The 15377-nt window shown below is 41.9% G+C and carries 17 protein-coding genes; 4 read left to right on the top strand and 13 right to left on the bottom strand.

Going from position 1 to position 15377, the window contains the following annotated elements:
• Positions 1–6 precede the first annotated feature (6 nt).
• A complete protein-coding gene (locus PVK79_RS04535; protein WP_257325389.1) occupies positions 7–2127 on the top strand; it encodes a TonB-dependent siderophore receptor in 2121 nt (706 codons plus the stop codon).
• Positions 2128–2230: 103 nt separating this feature from the next.
• On the opposite strand, the gene recA is transcribed toward PVK79_RS04535, so the two are convergent.
• Together recA and PVK79_RS04525 are read right to left on the bottom strand one after the other, a co-directional pair.
• The gene (gene recA, locus PVK79_RS04530) at positions 2231–3277 is read right to left on the bottom strand and encodes a recombinase RecA (RefSeq protein WP_145235287.1); all 1047 of its coding nucleotides are present in this window, start codon (positions 3275–3277) and stop codon (positions 2231–2233) included.
• A 68-nt stretch (positions 3278–3345) separates the two neighbouring features.
• Positions 3346–3834: a CinA family protein gene (locus PVK79_RS04525; protein WP_145235284.1), complete on the bottom strand. Its 489-nt coding sequence runs from the start codon at positions 3832–3834 to the stop codon at positions 3346–3348.
• Between the two features lie 21 nt (positions 3835–3855).
• On the opposite strand from PVK79_RS04525, the gene mutS reads away from it, so the two are divergent.
• Positions 3856–6426 carry a DNA mismatch repair protein MutS gene (gene mutS / locus PVK79_RS04520; protein WP_257325388.1) on the top strand — a complete coding sequence of 857 codons (2571 nt, stop codon included), beginning with the start codon at positions 3856–3858 and terminating at the stop codon, positions 6424–6426.
• A gap of 98 nt (positions 6427–6524) precedes the next feature.
• Here mutS and rpoS read toward each other — a convergent pair whose 3' ends face one another.
• The 11 genes from rpoS to PVK79_RS04465 all read right to left on the bottom strand — a co-directional run bounded on the left by rpoS (position 6525) and on the right by PVK79_RS04465 (position 14176).
• On the bottom strand, positions 6525–7520 hold the full coding sequence (gene rpoS / locus PVK79_RS04515) for an RNA polymerase sigma factor RpoS (RefSeq protein WP_145235280.1): 996 nt from the start codon (positions 7518–7520) through the stop codon (positions 6525–6527).
• A 59-nt stretch (positions 7521–7579) separates the two neighbouring features.
• Positions 7580–8404 (bottom strand): peptidoglycan DD-metalloendopeptidase family protein, encoded by an 825-nt coding sequence (locus PVK79_RS04510; protein WP_257325387.1) that lies wholly within the window; start codon positions 8402–8404, stop codon positions 7580–7582.
• Between the two features lie 40 nt (positions 8405–8444).
• Positions 8445–9023, bottom strand: a complete 579-nt coding sequence (locus PVK79_RS04505; RefSeq protein ID WP_145235276.1) for a YqaA family protein — start codon at positions 9021–9023, stop codon at positions 8445–8447.
• A gap of 9 nt (positions 9024–9032) precedes the next feature.
• Entirely contained in the window at positions 9033–9671 is a 639-nt protein-coding gene (locus PVK79_RS04500; protein WP_145235274.1) for a protein-L-isoaspartate(D-aspartate) O-methyltransferase, read from the bottom strand.
• Positions 9661–10425: a 5'/3'-nucleotidase SurE gene (surE, locus tag PVK79_RS04495; protein ID WP_145235272.1), complete on the bottom strand. Its 765-nt coding sequence runs from the start codon at positions 10423–10425 to the stop codon at positions 9661–9663. The genes PVK79_RS04500 and surE overlap by 11 nt, the downstream gene beginning before the upstream one ends.
• Positions 10406–11455 carry a tRNA pseudouridine(13) synthase TruD gene (gene truD, locus PVK79_RS04490; RefSeq protein ID WP_182731531.1) on the bottom strand — a complete coding sequence of 350 codons (1050 nt, stop codon included), beginning with the start codon at positions 11453–11455 and terminating at the stop codon, positions 10406–10408. Before truD ends, surE begins: the two co-directional genes overlap by 20 nt.
• Positions 11452–11934 (bottom strand): 2-C-methyl-D-erythritol 2,4-cyclodiphosphate synthase, encoded by a 483-nt coding sequence (ispF, locus tag PVK79_RS04485; protein WP_182731532.1) that lies wholly within the window; start codon positions 11932–11934, stop codon positions 11452–11454. The genes truD and ispF overlap by 4 nt, the downstream gene beginning before the upstream one ends.
• Positions 11931–12632 (bottom strand): 2-C-methyl-D-erythritol 4-phosphate cytidylyltransferase, encoded by a 702-nt coding sequence (gene ispD, locus PVK79_RS04480; protein WP_257325386.1) that lies wholly within the window; start codon positions 12630–12632, stop codon positions 11931–11933. Before ispD ends, ispF begins: the two co-directional genes overlap by 4 nt.
• Entirely contained in the window at positions 12622–12912 is a 291-nt protein-coding gene (gene ftsB / locus PVK79_RS04475) for a cell division protein FtsB (protein ID WP_145235264.1), read from the bottom strand. The genes ispD and ftsB overlap by 11 nt, the downstream gene beginning before the upstream one ends.
• A 61-nt stretch (positions 12913–12973) precedes the next feature.
• Complete coding sequence (locus PVK79_RS04470) at positions 12974–13603, bottom strand: hypothetical protein (RefSeq protein ID WP_182731534.1); 630 nt, start codon at positions 13601–13603, stop codon at positions 12974–12976.
• 90 nt (positions 13604–13693) lie between these two features.
• The gene (locus PVK79_RS04465; RefSeq protein ID WP_145235259.1) at positions 13694–14176 is read right to left on the bottom strand and encodes a DUF2947 domain-containing protein; all 483 of its coding nucleotides are present in this window, start codon (positions 14174–14176) and stop codon (positions 13694–13696) included.
• Positions 14177–14236: 60 nt separating this feature from the next.
• Between PVK79_RS04465 and PVK79_RS04460 the strand changes: the two genes are divergently transcribed.
• The gene (locus PVK79_RS04460; protein ID WP_182735494.1) at positions 14237–14476 is read left to right on the top strand and encodes a DUF1653 domain-containing protein; all 240 of its coding nucleotides are present in this window, start codon (positions 14237–14239) and stop codon (positions 14474–14476) included.
• A 51-nt stretch (positions 14477–14527) separates the two neighbouring features.
• Positions 14528–15376 carry an AAA family ATPase gene (locus PVK79_RS04455; protein ID WP_182731547.1) on the top strand — a complete coding sequence of 283 codons (849 nt, stop codon included), beginning with the start codon at positions 14528–14530 and terminating at the stop codon, positions 15374–15376.
• The last annotated feature ends 1 nt before the right edge of the window (position 15377 follow it).

The raw sequence follows: 15377 nt of genomic DNA, 5'->3' as shown, positions 1-15377 counted from the left end.
TGTCACATGTCTGCCCCGCAGTTTTTACGTTTATCTAAATTAGCAGCTTTTACTTCGCTAGCTATAAGTGGTGTTGTTCACGCAACCGAAGAAAATAACAATCATGAATCCCTTGAAAAAATAGCTGTGTATGGACAACACCATAAAAATTACATTACGGAAGATGCGCAGTCAGCAACCAAATTGGGCTTAACAATTAAAGAAACACCGCAGTCGATCTCTGTTATATCGCGCGCCTTAATGGACGACTTCTCTCTCGATGATATTAATGCCGTACTAGAAAGCACGCCAGGCGTAACTGTTGAACAAATAGAAACAGATCGCACATATTTTAAAGCCCGTGGTTTTGAAATTACTAACTTCCAAGTAAATGGCATGGGTACCCCGCAAGATAACGGCTCGATTCAAGGTACACTTGATACCTCTATTTTTGAAAGCGTAGAAGTTGTTCGCGGCGCAAATGGTTTGATGACTGGTGCAGGTAACCCGTCAGCTACCGTTAACATGGTACTTAAAAAGCCAACTTATCAAACAAAAGTAAGCGCTTCTGCATCGTTTGGTTCATGGAGTAACAAACGCTTGGAACTCGACGCCTCAACGGCGTTAACTGAAAATCAGGCCGTACGTGTTGCGTTTACAAAACAAAAAACAGATTCATACCTAGATCGCTACGAACAAGACAAAACCATTTATTACCTTGCCTATGAAGGCCAGCTTACCAACAGTACGACTTTATCGGTAAACTATGTCAATCAACAAAAAGATGCCGACAGCCCGCTTTGGGGAGCATTACCGCTTTATTATAGCGATGGTAGTGCAACAAATTTTGATGTATCGACAAGTACAGCGTCAGATTGGTCATATTGGAATAACTCTACTGAGCAACTTTTCGTCTCAGTTGAACAAAACATTACTAATACTTGGTTTTTAAAAGCAAATTACGCGCATTTAGTAAATGAGCAAGATTCTGAGCTATTTTACGTTTTTGGTACTCCCGATCGTGAAACCGGCCTTGGCTTAACGGGTTATGCAAGTGAGTATGACCATAAAGACAAGCACGACATTTTTGATTTATACGTTGCGGGTAAGTTCGATTTATTCGGCATGGCGCATGATTTATCATTTGGTGTAAACCAGGCTGATATGGATAATTATGATAAGTCACTTTATGACAACACGACAGGCAATGGTTCTCCTCCAATGCCAGAGCTTGGTGGCTGGGATGGCGCAGCGCCAGTGGCAACGCTTACGGATGGTTTGACCGGTGGTGATGTTACTAACAGACAACGTTCTGCTTATATTTCTACGCGTATTCGTGCTACCGACTCACTCAGCTTTTTAGCCGGTGTTAGCCAAGTTAACTGGCAATCTAAAGGTATGTCGTATGGTGTTGCCAAAGATAAAAAAGCGGATAAAACCATTCCTTATTTTGGCACTGTGTACGATATTAACGACGATCTAGCAGCGTATGCCAGCTACACAGAAACATTTGTGCCGCAAACTGAGCGTGAGATCAATGGTGATTACCTCGATCCAATCACAGGTAAAAGCAGTGAAATAGGCGTAAAAGCACAGTTATTAGACAGTAACCTGTTTGTTACCCTTGCTTATTTTGATGCTAAGCAAGTTGGCCTTGCGGTTGCAATTCCAGGCTCAAAACCTGATGACACCCGTTACTATGGTGCTGATGGTATTAACAGTGATGGTTTTGAAGTGGAGCTTAGCGGTAAAATTACTGAAACCCTCAGTACTAGTTTTAGTTATAGCACCATCAATATTGATGGTGATGAGCTTGTTAAGAATTACACCCCTAAAAACCAGTATAAACTTGCCATCACTCATAAAGTGACTGAGATTAAAGGGCTAACATTTGGCTTAAATTACCGCTGGCAAGATGACACTAAACGCATTCAGCCAATTACAGCACTGGGTGTTACTCCAGTTACCAAACAAGATGCATTCGGTATCTTAAACCTTATGACTACTTACGATATTACGGATAATGTCGGTTTGTCGTTCAATATTAATAATGTAACCAATGAAAAATACATCCACAGCCTGTATTGGGAGCAAGGCTACTATGGTGCACCACGTAACTTCACTGTCTCAGTGAATTGGCAGTTATAACTCGCTAACAAAAATACAAATACAAATACAAAAAAGCCGCTAAATATTATTTAGCGGCTTTTTTAATGTTAAGTGCGGGTCAAATCGCGCTTATTAAATACTTTTAAAGCTCAGCATCATCTGCTAACACTGTATCTTCAACATCGTCAGGCTTAATTGTTGCTTTTAATAGCAACATATCACGTAACTTACCTTCAATCTCGTTAGAAATCTCAGGGTTCTCTTTCAAGAACTTAATTGAGTTTGATTTACCTTGACCAACTTTACTACCATTGTAGCTATACCAAGCACCTGCTTTTTCAACCAGCTTATGCTTAACACCTAAGTCAATTAACTCGCCATGCTTAGAGATGCCTTCACCATACATGATGATAAATTCAGCTTGCTTAAACGGAGGAGCAACTTTGTTTTTCACCACTTTAACGCGGGTTTCGTTACCCACCACTTCGTCGCCCTCTTTAACAGAACCGATACGACGAATATCTAAACGTACTGACGCGTAGAATTTAAGTGCGTTACCACCAGTAGTGGTTTCAGGGTTACCAAACATAACACCAATTTTCATACGGATTTGGTTAATGAAAATACATAAAGTGTTTGAACGTTTGATATTACCAGTTAGCTTACGTAATGCTTGTGACATTAAACGTGCTTGTAGGCCCATGTGTGAATCACCCATGTCGCCTTCAATTTCAGCTTTCGGTGTTAATGCCGCAACCGAATCGACAACAACCACATCAACAGCGCTTGAGCGTACTAACATGTCACAAATTTCAAGTGCTTGTTCGCCTGTATCAGGTTGTGAAACTAATAACTCATCAATATTTACACCCAATTTTTGGGCATAAATTGGATCAAGTGCATGCTCAGCATCAACGAAAGCACAGGTTTTACCTTCTTTTTGTGCTTCAGCAATAACTTGTAATGTTAGCGTTGTTTTACCTGATGATTCAGGGCCATAAATCTCAACAATACGCCCCATAGGTAAACCACCTATGCCTAATGCGATATCAATGCCCAGAGAGCCTGTTGATATAGCATCAATATCTAACGCTTTATTGTCACCCAATTTCATTATTGAGCCTTTACCAAATTGACGTTCAATTTGAGATAAAGCAGCGTCCAACGCTTTTTGTTTGTTATCGTTCATTTTACTCTCCAAATCCGGCTAATGCAGACAAGTATACTGTATGAAATCACAGTATCAAGCTAATTTTATTAATTTATCTTTTCTATAATGGTTTTTAATGAGTAAACAATAGCTTGCAACCTAACTTGCGCTCTATCGCCTGCGAATATCTGTTGGCTCGGATACTGTTTCTCGCCAATTTGAATACAAAACCATACTAAACCTACTGGTTTTTCTGTACTGCCACCACCTGGACCTGCAATCCCCGATACTGCAACCGAAATATCTGCCCCTGCGGCCTTACACGCACCCGCGGCCATTTGCAAAACAGTTTGCTCACTCACTGCGCCGTATAAAGTTAAGGTTTGCTCTGTAACCCCTAGTAAATCCTGCTTAGCTTGATTACTGTATGTTACAAATGCACGGTCAATATAAGCCGAGCTGCCAGGGGTATCTGTTAACGCATAACTCACTCCACCACCAGTACATGATTCAGCACTAGTGATCCATAAGCGTTTATCCGTTAAAATAGCGCCTAACTGCGCAGCAAGTGTTTTAATCTCTTGATGTAATTCCATATTCAGCCTTTGGGTAAATACATGTCGTTCGATCTTTATGCACCGCACAATATAAGTCAACAAACTCCGATGATGCAGCAGTATCTAAAAATAAAATCTGAGCATCGTGATATTTTACTGTTTTATCGCATGGGCGATTTTTACGAGCTATTTTTTGATGATGCAAAACGTGCAGCACAACTGCTTGATATTTCACAAACTCACCGTGGTAAAGCCGGCGGCGATCCTATTCCTATGGCAGGCGTCCCTTATCATGCGGTAGAGAACTATTTAGCTCGTTTGGTACAAATGGGTGAATCCGTCGCTATTTGTGAGCAAATAGGCGACCCTGCAACCAGCAAAGGACCTGTTGAGCGCAAAGTTGTACGCATTGTTACCCCTGGCACCATTTCTGATGAAGCACTATTACAAGAGCGCCAAGATAATTTACTGACCAGCGTTTGGCAAAGTAAAAAAGGCGTGTATGGCATTGCTTACTTAGATATTAACTCAGGCCGTTTTAATATTGTTGAAGTAAATACTGAAGAAGCATTTAGTTCAACTTTACAACGCTTAGCACCAGCAGAGTTACTCTATAGCGAAGACTTTGCCAACTTTCATTTGATTGAGTATATCAAAGGTATTCGCCGTCGTCCTGAATGGGAGTTTGACTTAGACACTGCACAACATTTGTTATGCGAGCAGTTTGGCACCAAAGATTTAGTCGGTTTTGGGGTTAATAAAGCAACTGCTGCATTAGTTGCCGCCGGTTGCCTTATGCAATATGTGAAAGACACGCAACGTATTGCTCTACCCCATATTCGCGCCATCACATTAGAACATAACGAACATGCAGTAATCTTAGATGCTGCCACCCGTAAAAATTTAGAGTTGACCGTTAACCTCTCTGGTGGCTTTGAAAACACCTTAGCACAAGTACTTGATAAAACAGCAACAGCGATGGGCTCACGGCTATTAAAGCGTCGTATTCATACACCAATACGTTCTAAACCTGAGCTTAACGCTCGCCTTAATGCGATTAGTGCCATTATCGATGTACAGCTGTGTGGTGAGCTACATGAGTCGTTAAAACAAATAGGTGATATTGAGCGTGTTATTGCTCGTTTAGCATTGTGGACCGCTCGTCCGCGCGATTTAACCCGTCTGCGTAGCGCACTACAAGCCCTAGCTCCACTGCACGAGCTATTAACCGATGCCAGCGATCCTCGCATTAGTCAGATCATCGCGCAATCTCCTGAATTACCTGATTTACAGCAATTACTTGAGCAAGCAGTGATTGAAAACCCACCGGTACTTATTCGTGATGGTGGCGTAATTGCACCGGGTTACAACCGTGAACTCGATGAATGGCGTTCACTCAGCCAAGGTGCTACCGACATTCTTGAACAACTCGAACAGCGCGAGCGTGAACGCACCGGTATTAGCACCCTTAAAATCGGTTATAACCGTGTGCATGGCTTTTTTATTGAAGTAAGTCGTGCCAACGCACATTTAGTGCCCGCTGATTATATTCGTCGCCAAACGCTTAAAAATAACGAACGTTATATAATTCCAGAGCTTAAAGAGCATGAAGATAAAGTGTTAGGTAGCCAATCAAAAGCTCTGGCGCTTGAAAAGCAACTTTACGAACAACTGTTTGAATTTATTGCCCCGCACATTGAACAGCTACAAATAATGGCGGCAGCACTGGCAGATTTAGATGTGCTAAATAACCTTGCCGAGCGTGCAATTGCATTGAACTATGCAAAACCGCTACTGTGCGATAACGATGACATTAGTATTAAGCAAGGTCGCCACCCAGTTGTTGAACAAGTAATGAAAGACCCTTTCATTGCCAATCCTGTAGAGCTTAATGCTCAGCGTAAAATGCTGATCATTACGGGACCAAATATGGGCGGTAAATCAACCTATATGCGCCAAACTGCACTGATTGTGTTAATGGCACACATTGGTAGCTTTGTGCCAGCAGACAGCGCTAAGATTGGTAATATCGACCGTATATTTACACGTATTGGCGCCAGTGATGACTTAGCATCAGGTCGCTCAACCTTCATGGTCGAAATGACCGAAACAGCCACTATTTTAAACAATGCTACCGCGCAGTCACTGGTGTTAATGGATGAAATTGGCCGAGGGACGAGTACCTACGATGGTCTATCATTAGCTTATGCAACAGCGGATCATTTAGCATCAAAAATATCCGCTAAAACTTTATTCGCAACCCATTATTTTGAACTTACCGAACTAGCCGAGCAACAAGCGGGACTGGTGAATGTTCACTTAGATGCGATAGAGCACAACGACACAATCGCCTTTATGCATACCGTACTTGATGGTGCCGCAAGTAAAAGTTTTGGCTTGCAAGTAGCGGCCTTAGCTGGGGTGCCAAAAGCAGTTATAAAGCAGGCAAAACAAAAGCTTAAAATGCTGGAGAATCATCAGCCAGTCACTGCTGATATCAATGCAGTACAGCCATCATTGTTTGCAGCTGAACCATCACAGGTAGAAGCACAACTCGCTGAGGTTGACCTAGATAACTTAAGCCCACGCCAAGCTCAAGATTTACTATATAAGCTAAAATCGCTGCTGTAGCATGCTTTAAGCACAAAAAAAGCTGAAGAGTTAGCTCTTCAGCTTTTAATAATTATTTTCTGTGTGTTTGTGTTGCTGCGTCTATTGCTGTATCAATATTATGAAAACTGATCAAACAAGCTATCAGTACTTAATCCTTCATGCTGCAAAATATCTTTTAAGCGGCGCAGTGCTTCTACTTGAATTTGTCTTACTCGTTCACGCGTTAAACCGATTTCACGACCCACATCTTCAAGCGTTGATGGCTCATAACCTAACAAACCAAAACGACGTGCAAGCACTTCACGTTGCTTAGGATTAAGCTCACCTAACCAGTCTACAATGTGCTTATTGATATCATTATTTTGTACTTCGCCTTCCGGGCCAAAGCCTTTTTCATCGGCAATAATATCTAACAATGCTTTATCGTTTTCACCACCAATAGGTGTATCTACAGAGGTGATTTTCTCGTTTAAACGCAGCATTTTAGTTACGTCTTCAACTGGTCGGTCTAAACACGCTGCAATTTCTTCGGCAGTGGGCTCATGATCCAGCTTTTGCGTTAGTTCACGTGCGGTGCGTAAATAAACGTTAAGTTCTTTCACTACATGGATTGGTAAGCGAATTGTGCGGGTTTGATTCATGATGGCGCGTTCAATTGTTTGACGGATCCACCAAGTCGCATAGGTCGAAAATCTAAAACCACGTTCAGGATCAAATTTTTCAACGGCGCGGATCAAACCAAGATTACCTTCTTCAATTAAATCAAGTAACGCAAGGCCACGATTGTTATAACGGCGGGCGATTTTAACAACTAAACGTAAATTACTTTCAATCATTCGTTTACGAGAAGCGCTACAGCCTTTTAATGCTTTGCGGGCAAAAAAGACTTCTTCTTCAGCACTTAATAATGGCGAAAAACCAATTTCACCTAAATACAGCTGAGTCGCATCTAAATTCTTAGTGATTTCCTCTTTGGCAAATATTTCATCTTCTTTGTCATCATCTTTATCGACGTCATCTAATAATTCAGAGTCTGTATCAGCGACAGCTATATCATCAAATTTATCATCAATCGCATCTTTCGTTTTTTCTATTTTTGCTGTGTTACCCATGAGCGTACCCTCAAGCAAACAAGTGATCTTAATCACTATGATCAATACCCGACCGATAGCTAAGGCAAATACTTCTCAGGATTAACAGCTTGTCCTCGGTAACGGATTTCAAAACGCAATGCCGTCACTTCAGAGTCTGAACTGCCAATCTCGGCTATTTTTTGCCCAGCTTTCACATCCTGTTTTTCTTTAACTAGCAACTTAGAGTTATGTGCATAGGCACTAAGATAATCATCATTATGTTTCAAAATAATTAAATTACCGTATCCTCTAAGTGCATTACCCGCATAAACAACAGTCCCTTGTGCTGCGGCAAAAACAGCGACACCTTTTTTATTAGTAATTTGTAACCCTTTATACCCGCTTTCCTTGGTTGAAAAACGCTGAGTTACTGCTCCTTTAGCTGGCCACGACCACTTAACTTGGGTCGAGGACAAACTGTTATTTTTACTAATTTTCCTATTGGCTTGTTTTTGAACATACTCTCGTTGTTTTGGCTGATCAAGCTCTTTCTTTAATTTTTTGTTATTTTTTTGTATGTCACTTGTAGACTTTTTACTCGGTTTCGTATATTTTTTATGCCTTTTTATTTTTTCAGGTACATTATTAAAAGAAATTGTTTGCCCCGGTTGGATTATGTAAGGGGCTGGTATGCCATTATTTTTTGCCAACGTGCGGAAATCTTGCTGGGCGCTAAAGGCTATCGAATATAACGTATCACCTTTTTTAACCGTGTAGCGGTCACCATTAATATTTACTTTACTAGTATAAGGTTTAACACTGGTATTTAAACTACTGACCGGAGCAGGGGCATGTCGAGATGAGCAGGCACTGAGCAAAACACTTGTAAATAAAGTAACATAGAAGACGTACTGTTTATTCATGGTGTTTTGCTCCTTGTGCTAAAAGTAGTTATTTAGATGCTTAACGTAATAAAAAGTATGCAACCACCACTAAAATCACTACCCCCCAGCCAAGTACCTCAACATATTGACGTAATTTTTGCTCCATTTTTACTCCGCCCCACTTCATTAGCGCTGAAACTAAAAAGAACCGCGCACCACGCCCGACAGCAGAGGCTAATAAAAAAGGTAAAAACGCCATGTGCAAAAGCCCAGCACCAATAGTAAATACTTTATAGGGTATTGGCGAAAAACCGGCTAAAAACACCACCCATACGCCATAATCTTTAAACCAGCTTAAAGCGGTATTAAACTTTTCTTGCCAACCCATTTGCGCTATTAATGGCTCTACTACAGGTTCAAACAACCAAAACCCGAGCAAATAACCTAAAATACCGCCAAGCACCGAAGCAACTGTAGCAAAAGTAGCATAGCGCCATGCTTTGCTCGGTTGTGCAAGCGACATCGGCGCAAGCATTACATCGGGTGGAATAGGAAAAATAACCGATTCAGCAAAACTCATCCCAGCTAAATAACGCTCTGCGTGGCGATGTTTTGCCCACACTAATGCCATATCGTATAACTTAGTAAACAATTTCAAAGTGACTTCCTATTCAATGTCGCCAGGGACTAAAGGTACAAATCTAACTGGCGCAATAACATGTTGAGTAAATTTTTCGCCTTCGCGCACAACCATAACCAGTTGTTGATCTTCATTACCGATTGGCGCAATCATCACCCCACCATCACTGAGTTGATCAAGTAATGCCTGCGGGACTTGCGATGCAGCGGCGGTTACAATGATGCCATCAAACGGCGCTTGTGACTGCCAGCCTTGCCAACCATCGCCATGTTTCATGGAAACGTTGTATAAGTCTAGGTTATGTAAACGGCGCTTAGCCTGCCATTGTAACGCTTTAATTCGCTCTACCGAAAATACTTTTGAAAAGGTTTTCGCCAGTACCGCTGTTTGATAGCCTGAACCCGTGCCTATCTCAAGTACTTTATCGCGCACGCCAGCCAAACGCAGTAACTCGGTCATACGGGCAACAATATATGGCTGTGAAATTGTTTGTCCTTGACCTATTGGCAACGCCGTATTTTGATACGCTTTATGCTTAAGTACATCATCAACAAATACATGACGTGGAATATCAGCAATAGCGCTGAGTACCAATTTATCTTCAACACCTTCACGCTGTAATAGGTCAGCGAGCGCACGGGCACTTCGAGTATAATTAGCCAGCACCGTTGATCTCCATCGTTTTAAGCCACTCACCAACTGCAGCCAAGCTATCTTTCGCTGTCATATCAACACTTAGTGGCGTAACCGATGCATAGCCATTATTGATAGCATAAAAGTCTGTACCTTCTCCGGCATCACTTTCGGCACCTAAAACCCCATACCAATAAATGTCTCGTCCCCATGGATCTTGTTGTTTAGTCATGGTTTCTGCTTTATGACGCGCACCTAAACGCGTTACTTGCACGCCTTTTAGCTCAGATAACGGAATATCTGGCACATTAATATTGATGATTTGATCTTTTGGCAATGGATGTGACGCCAGCTCTTTAATTATGCTGACAGTCACCGCTGCTGCCGTTTCAAAATGATTGCCTTCTTTTGAGCACAAAGACACCGCCACTGCGGGCAAGCCTAAATGACGTCCTTCGGTTGCTGCTGCAACAGTCCCTGAGTACAAAGTATCGTCACCTAAATTTGCACCGTGGTTAATACCGGCAACGACTAGATCGGGCTTTTCATTAAGTAATTCATTCACGCCCAAATGTACACAATCAGTGGGCGTACCATTGACCGAAATAAACCCGTTATCTAGCGTGGTAGCACGCAGTGGATTAAGTAGCGTCAGTGAGTTACTTGCGCCACTGCAATTGCGATCAGGTGCAACTAACGTTACGTCTGCAATTTGCGTCAATGCCTGATACAACACTGCAATACCTTTTGCATTAACACCATCATCGTTACTTAGAAGAATTTTCATTTTCAGCGTCCTGTTCTTTATGTACTCGTGGGCTTGCATCTGTGTAATCCACCAGCTCACGTAACAATGCCGTGGCAAAGGTGCCTTTGGGTAAACCAAAGCTCAATTTAATGGTAGTTTCATCAATCGTTTCAACGGTTAAATCTTGTGGGATCAAACGCAACATTCTGCGCTCATTTTTCAGCCCTAACTTACCAAGCCCTTCACACCAATCTTGATACGGCTCTAGCCATATTTTTTCTTGTTCGGTGAGGCCTTTTTCGCTAGTGCCGACCAATGGCGCAGACATCATAATATCGCCAGAGGCAAGACGAGCGATATTTTCATCGCTAATGGCATCTTCAAAAAATGCATTGCTACCACTGAGCATAAACACTTCACGGTGCATGGTTTTAGCTAAGCCGTGCTCAGCAACACGCAAATTCACTATTTGATTAAACACATAAGAACGTGCAGCAGAGATAATTAAACCACGTAGTTTTTTGTCACGAATGCGCTCACCGGCAAACATCTTTTTAGCCATCACTAAATTATGACCATCGTGACCAAAGCGTTGTTCGCCAAAATAGTTAGGCACCCCGGCGCGTACCGCGTTGATACGACAAAGAATGTCTAACGGCTGGGTTACATTACGTAGAATAATGCTGAATTTATTACCTTTGTGGCAGCCAGTCCGCAGCTTACGATTATGCCGTTGCTGAGCAATGATAAACAGTGATTCACTGTTTAGCTCAGTAAAATCAATGTCTTTTTTAATGGGTACTGGCACACTAAACCACTGACTACATACTCCGTGGCGATCTTTCATACCAGCGAAGCTGACATCACGTGGCGAAATCCCCGCTTTTTGGGCAAGTAATTTAGCAACGTATTGGGTATTTTCGCCTTTTTTAACGACCTGTAAACAGACGTGTTCACCACTGCCAGTAAACTCTATGCCTAAATCCTCATCAACCATAAAATCTTCAGCAGTGGTTTTAAAATCTGCTTTAGATAATGGTGCACCGTATAAATAATTTAACTCGCTCATAGTGATTGCTTGCTCATGATAACCACTGCATGACTTGAAATACCTTCTTTTCGCCCTTCAAAACCGAGCTTTTCAGTGGTTGTTGCTTTGACATTTACCTGGTCCAGTTCAGCATTTAAATCGGCGGCTAAATTTTTACGCATGGCTTGAATATGCGGCAGCATTTTTGGCGCTTGCGCTACTATCGTTACATCCGCATTACCCAGTACATAGCCTTGCTGCTTAGCTAAATCAACAACATGGCGTAATAAAATACGGCTGTCTATATTCTCATATTCACTGGCGGTATCAGGAAAGTGCTTGCCAATATCGCCCATTGCTAATGAGCCTAAAATAGCATCGCATAGTGCATGGATCGCAACATCACCATCAGAGTGCGCTAAAAAGCCTTGTGGGTAAGCAATCTTTTCACCACAAATAGTTAACGGGCCTTCGCCACCAAATTTATGGACATCGAAGCCATGGCCGATTCGAATCATGATGCATTCTCACTATGTTGTTTTTGGAGTAAAAAGTTGGCTAAATCTAAATCTTCTGGAGTGGTTATTTTAATATTATCGCTACGCCCAGGCACTAGCTTTACGGGCTTATTCGCCCATTCTATTGCCGATGCTTCGTCAGTGATCGTAACCTGCTGAGCAAGCGCAGTTTGCAATGCCTGCATTAAATCGTGGTACTTAAATAATTGCGGGGTCAACGCCTGCCATAAGTCATCCCGTGGCACTGTTTGTTGGCTATGAGTTGCACCGCGCTTAATGGTATCTTTCACTTTGCTTGCTAATATACCGCCCTCGTCAGCGTTAATACACTCACTAAGTAAGCGCTCAATATCAGCCAAGGTAACCAGCGGCCTTGCCGCATCATGCACTAACACCCAATCAGGCGGGTTATCTGCAAGCGCTAATAAGCCATTAAGTACCGAGTCGGCTCGCTCTTTGCCGCCACTTGCACGGACAATGCGCTGATCAATAAACTCCAGTGTAGCAAAATAAGGATCATCATCGCTGACGGCCACCACAATAGTCGTTAATTGTTTGAGTTGCGCTAGTTTAGCAAGTGTATGTTCAAGAATTGTTTTACCAGCCAAGCGTATGTATTGCTTCGGTGCGCTATGTTGCATACGGCTTCCCACGCCAGCGGCTGGGACTATGGCTGCAAGGGTATAATTAGTTGTCATTTTGTTGCTGCCCAGGTAAAACACGAATAAATGTTTCGCCGGGTTTGATCATTCCTAATTCATTTCGAGCGCGCTCTTCCACACCTTCTTGACCAAGCTTTAAATCTTCAATATCGGCTTTAAGCACTTTATTACGTTTGATCAATTGAGCATTAGTATCGTGATGTGAAGTAACAGCAGCTTTTAAACGACTATAATCTTGTACACCGTTGTGGCCAAACCATAATCGATATTGTACAAATAACGCTAAGCACAGCAGCGTGAATTGAAACAGTCGCATTAAACACTCCTTGATTTTACTCTACCAGTACAAATTTATAATGCGATTAAGGCTACTGGTATTATATTTTTTTAACTCGAACATGGGGACGTTTTAAATTACGCCAATTGATATTGCCTGCTAGCAGCATTTCTCTCAGTGATAACGTTCGCGGTGTCGTGCGTTTATCAAAAGACCACTGATGGCCACAACAAGCAGCGGCCATTGTTGCCTTTGTGGGCTTTAATAACACCACCGACTGCCCTTCAAGCGGCTGACCTTGGCAGTCAAACCAACCATGCTCATTACAATGAAGTTTATTGTCGCTTACTTGGTCGATGCTGTCTATTGCAACACGGGTTTGATTTGCGCTATTGAGTAAAAGCGGAACAATTAAACCTACATTTTTATGTGTTTGATAAAAATCATCATTATTTTTTGCGTTGGGAGGCTGAGCTTTTTGCTTATCAAGCCAACAGCCATTGTGCGGATCTAACTGAAAAGGAACTTGACCATTTACCACGGCCGTTGCTGCGCGTTCTATATAATAAGGAAGACTTTTTAATCGCTTGCGTAAACGCTGTTCATTAACTTCAACAACTAATTGACCTATTTCCCGCGCATAAAAAGCATTGCACAACTGTGCATATAGCACACGTTGTGTATCTGATTGCCAAATATCGACTTGTTGAAAGGGGTCGCTTGCAGCCAACGATCATACTCTAAAACATCTAGTTGCTTGTTTTATAGCACAGTATTGACTGCTTTTTAAGCTCTGCTCTTTACAAAAGCAAAGCTCAGGTTACTTAACTTGTGACTTTATACCTAATTTAGCATCGCCAGTTTCTAAAAACTGCACTACTTCATCACGTTTCTTACCTAATAACAGACTACCATCAGCTAAAAACATAAAATTTTGCCAATTGCGTTTAAACACATCAAAGCTGGTTTCGATAATATTATCGCGGGCGATACAAAAATACACTGTGGTATTAGCTTGCCAACCTAAGTGCGCAAGGATCTCAGCTGGCAGTTGCTCAGCGCCGGCTTCCCATGCAGCTTCCCAGTGAATAGTTTGCGAGAAATTGTCTTCGTTACCACACCAGTCTGTTTTTTCAAAAAAATCAGGATGGTCATGTTCACGGCTCACCATAGTGCTCCATAAAACAGCGGCACGCTCATGGCTCATAGGTTTAATTAAGGCAAGGTCTTGTTCTGTTACTGGCGCATCTTTATGACGAAAAACCCACGCTTTTTTGTAATCATCTAACGAAATATAGTTCATAGTATTGGCAAATTAGTTAGCATTAAAAGTGCAAAGACAAATTATACAAGAGATCAAAACATGACTACAGCAATAAAACCACATACCCTCAAATCAGGCATATACCAACACTACAAAGGCCCAAAGTACAAAGTTCTGTACGTCGCCACTCACAGTGAAACAGACGAACAATTAGTTATTTACCAAGCCTTGTATGGTGAGTTTGGCATTTGGGCAAGACCGCTTAGTATGTTTAGCGAAACGATTGAAAAAGACAGCAAAATTATTCCACGCTTTAGCTACCTTGGTGAAGCCGATTAACTATGGCATGATAGGCATATTGTTTACTGCTCAGACCAGATAGGTATTTACGTGCAATTTAATTCTACTGATAACTACATCGCAAGTTCAGCGTTAAAACAAGCGGTTAATGCGGCTATTTTGCTGGAAAAGCCACTTTTGATCAAAGGCGAGCCCGGCACAGGTAAAACCATGCTGGCTGAGGAGTTGGCTAAAAGCTTAGACACCACACTTATCCAATGGCATATCAAATCGACCACTAAAGCGCAGCAAGGCTTATATGAATACGATGCGGTATCACGCCTACGCGACAGCCAATTAGGTGATGCCCGGGTAAACGACATTGGTAACTATATTATTAAAGGCAAGTTGTGGCAGGCATTTACCTATGGTGAAGAACATAACAAACGCCCGGTATTATTAATTGATGAAATAGACAAAGCCGACATCGAATTCCCGAACGACTTACTATTAGAACTCGATAAAATGGAATTTCATGTTTATGAAACCGGTGAGCGTGTAATCGCAAAACAACGCCCTATTGTGATCATCACCTCAAACAACGAAAAAGAACTGCCCGATGCCTTTTTACGCCGTTGTTTTTTCCATTACATTGATTTTCCATCTAGTGATGAAATGCAGCAAATTATCGATGTTCACCACCCACACGTAAAACAAGATTTAGTTCGCCAAGCGCTAGAAGTATTTTTTAATCTACGTGAAGTCAACGGCATTAAGAAAAAGCCTTCCACCAGCGAGTTACTTGATTGGTTAAAACTGCTTATGGCTGAAGACATCGATGCAAAAACTCTGCATGACAAAACTCAAAAAGGCGGTTTAATGCCAATGTTTGGCGCACTACTTAAAAATGAGCAAGATATCAGCTTAATTGAAAAACTTGCCTTTATGAGTCGCCGTTAAG

The organism is Pseudoalteromonas rhizosphaerae (assembly GCF_028885455.1).
GTDB classification, from domain to species: Bacteria; Pseudomonadota; Gammaproteobacteria; order Enterobacterales; family Alteromonadaceae; genus Pseudoalteromonas; species Pseudoalteromonas rhizosphaerae.
Note: the sequence above shows the minus strand (reverse complement) of the source record. Positions and strands in the feature narration are given on the sequence as shown.